This is a genomic window from uncultured Methylobacterium sp. (assembly GCF_964244095.1).
GTDB lineage: Bacteria > Pseudomonadota > Alphaproteobacteria > Rhizobiales > Beijerinckiaceae > Methylobacterium.
Map to the genome: position 1 here is coordinate 1 of NZ_CAXTHR010000257.1, position 3013 is coordinate 3013.

Below are 3013 nucleotides of genomic sequence, written 5' to 3' on the forward strand. Positions count from 1 at the left end.
GCTTGATCGCGAAGAAGGTGCGGTCGGGGTTGGTGACCGCCTGGCGCTTGGCCGGTTGGCCGACGAGGCGCTCGCCGTCGTCGGTGAAGGCGACGATGGACGGCGTGGTGCGCGCGCCTTCCGCGTTCTCGATGACCTTGGGCTGGGCGCCCTCCATCACGGCGACGCAGGAATTGGTGGTGCCGAGGTCGATGCCGATAACTTTACCCATGGTGGGATCCCTTATGTTGGTTGCGATCAAGCAGACCGCCGAGCCCCGAAGCAGCTCGGCCCATGGCGGTGTGGCGAATGAAGCTGTGGAGACGGAACCGGGGCCGGGACAAGGGCCGCGGACGGCTCGAATCCCGCGCTTAATCCCGCGTCCCGCCGGATATAAGAAGGTCGATGCGGGCTCGCAAGGCGAAGCACGGCACGCGGCGTTCGATCCCGGCAACCCCTTGGCGAGCCATGCCGATCGGCGCGGGGACCGGCGATCGGCCGGTTTTTCGGTCCCGCATTTTGTTGCATCCCTGCCACGCCTGCGCCAGCCATGACGTGTTAACGCTTCGGGAGGGCCTCGACGGAGGCCCGCGCTCGCGCGGGGAGGCGAGGCCGCACGCCCGCCGCGACGGACCCCGTCCTGGCCCACGTCTCCCGGCCCGAAAGACCCGATGCGTCCGACCCGCAGCCTCGTGATCCCGGCTCTCGCGCTCGCAGCCTTCCTGCCCGGCGCGGCCTCGGCCCAGAACTTCTTCGAGGAGCTGTTCGGCATCGGCCGGGCGGCCAAGCCTCCGGTCCCGCCGCGCGGCGTGCCGGGCGCCCCGCCCGCCGGCGCCCCCCTGCCCGGAACGCCGCTCCCGGGCGATCCGGCGGCGCCGGCGGCCGAGGCGCCGCGGCCGGCCGCCCCCCCGAGGCCGGTGGTGCTGAAGGCGCCCTCCGAGGACGGCGTCCTCGGCCAGGACCTGATGCTCAACGGGCTCACCGGCAAGCTCAAGCTGGAGCGCGCCGGCACCGCGATGACCGCGCGGATCGCGCTGCCCGGCACCAGGGTCTCGCAGCCGGCCGAGTCCTGCACGGTGCCGCTCGCCGGCGGCGGCCCGGTCGCGCTGACCACGGAGGGCAGGCCCGAGGGCGTGCCGCGCTACGAGGCCGCCGCCGCCGAGTGCCCCCTGCGCTTCGACGTGACGGAGGGCGGCGTGCTGGTCTCCACCCTCGGCCCGACGCCGTTGTGCACCTTCTCGGCGGCCGATTGCGCGACCGCGCCGGCCGGCCTCTGGGGCGCGGCCGCCGCCGGCCTGATCCCGCGCGCCTCCGAGTTCGACACCGCCCGCGGGATCGCCGACAAGGCGGTGCGCGAGAACTACAAGGTGATGACCCAGCGGGCGCGGCGTGAGGACGTGCGCCCGATCGTGACCGAGCAGGCGGCGTTCTCCTCCGACCGCGAGCAGCTCTGCCGCACCTACGCCCGCGAGGGCGCGCACGGCTTCTGCCACCTGCGCGTCACCGAGACCCGCGCGCTGTCGCTCGCCACGCGGCTCGGCGCCAACACCGCCGCGCCGACCGCGGCTTCGGCCCCCCGCCGGGCGCGGCCGAAGCCGGCGGTGGAGGGCATGAACCCGGAGGCGACGGGCGCGGGCGGGCCGCAGGCTGAATAGATCCTCGCTGCAGGCGAAACAGGTCCGCGCCACGCGCGGAACGGACCTCACGGCAGGCGGGCGAGGCAGATCTCACGCCCGACCCGTGCTCACCGAGAGCATGGCCGGGTCGATGCCGTTGCCGCGCAGCGTCCGCTCGTACTTCCCGGCGAGATCGGCGTGGAAGATCAGCGCCGGGTCGGCCGGGCAGTTGAGCCAGCCGTTGGCCATGATCTCGCTCTCGAGCTGTCCCGCCTGCCACCCGGCATAGCCCAAAGCCAGCACCGCGCTCGCCGGCCCGTCGCCGGCCGCGATCGCGCGCAGGATCTCGACGGTGGCGGTCAGGCAGATGCCGTCGTCGATGATGAGCGTCGACTGGTCGATGTGGAAGTCGTCGGTGTGGAGCACGAAGCCGCGCTTGCCCTCGACGGGACCGCCCATCAGCACCGGCATGTGCCCGACGCGCTCGCGCAGGCGGATCGCGTCGGCCTCGGGCGCCACGTCGAGCTGGACCAGGAGGTCGGGCATCGACAGGTCGGTGACCGGCTTGTTGACGATGATGCCCATCGCCCCGTCCGCCGAGTGCGCGCAGACGTAGATCACGGAGCGGGCGAAGCGCGCGTCGGCCATCCCCGGCATCGCCACGAGGAACTGGCCGTCGAGATAGGCGGGACCGCTCGGCACGGGGTTCGGCGGTGGCGTGGGCATCCGCGCATGCTACGCCCCGGCCTCCCGTTGTCCAGCGGGACAAAACGCCTTCGTGTCCCCCCTCGCTCGACAGCCCCGGCGGCTCACGCTAGGTCACCTGTCATCCCGCGGTCGCGCACCGCGAATCGAGGAGCGTTCATCCATGACGATTCAGGTCGGCGACCACCTGCCCCAGGCGACCTTCCGTGTGAACGGACCCGACGGCCCGATCGCCAAGACCACGGACGACGTGTTCAAGGGCCGCCGCATGGTGCTGATCGGCGTGCCCGGCGCCTTCACCCCGAGTTGCCACCGCAACCACCTGCCGGGCTTCGTCACGCACAAGGACGCGATCCTGGCCCGCGGCGTCGACGCCATCGCCGTGACCTCGGTCAACGACGTGTTCGTCCTCGACGCGTGGTCGAAGGCGAGCGGTGCGGAGGGCCTGGAATTTCTCGCCGACGGCAACGCCGACTTCGCGCGGGCGCTGGGCCTGGAGATGGACGGCTCGGGCTTCGGCCTCGGCACGCGCTCGAAGCGTTATTCGATGCTCGTCGAGGACGGCGTGGTGCGGGTGCTCAACGTCGAGGAACTGCCCACGAAGGCGGAAGCGTCCGGCGCCGAGGCCTTGCTGAAGGTGATCTGATGTCTCGGCCGTTCAGCGCCGCGCCTTGAACGGCGCCATCGCGGCGACCGCGAGCGCGTCGACGCGG

At 72.4% G+C, this 3013-nt stretch carries 4 protein-coding genes; 2 read left to right on the forward strand and 2 right to left on the reverse strand.

The features are described from left to right. Positions 1 to 211 (reverse strand): Hsp70 family protein (locus ACFE86_RS22110; protein WP_375457459.1); only part of this gene is annotated, 211 nt, incomplete at its 3' end. Between the two features lie 439 nt (positions 212 to 650). Here ACFE86_RS22110 and ACFE86_RS22115 point away from each other — a divergent pair. Next, positions 651 to 1634, forward strand: a complete 984-nt coding sequence (locus ACFE86_RS22115; RefSeq protein WP_375457460.1) for a hypothetical protein — start codon at positions 651 to 653, stop codon at positions 1632 to 1634. Between the two features lie 72 nt (positions 1635 to 1706). On the opposite strand, the gene ACFE86_RS22120 is transcribed toward ACFE86_RS22115, so the two are convergent. Then, positions 1707 to 2321: a YqgE/AlgH family protein gene (locus ACFE86_RS22120; protein WP_375457461.1), complete on the reverse strand. Its 615-nt coding sequence runs from the start codon at positions 2319 to 2321 to the stop codon at positions 1707 to 1709. 142 nt (positions 2322 to 2463) lie between these two features. On the opposite strand from ACFE86_RS22120, the gene ACFE86_RS22125 reads away from it, so the two are divergent. Beyond that, positions 2464 to 2946 (forward strand): peroxiredoxin, encoded by a 483-nt coding sequence (locus tag ACFE86_RS22125; protein ID WP_375457462.1) that lies wholly within the window; start codon positions 2464 to 2466, stop codon positions 2944 to 2946. Positions 2947 to 3013: the final 67 nt, after the last annotated feature.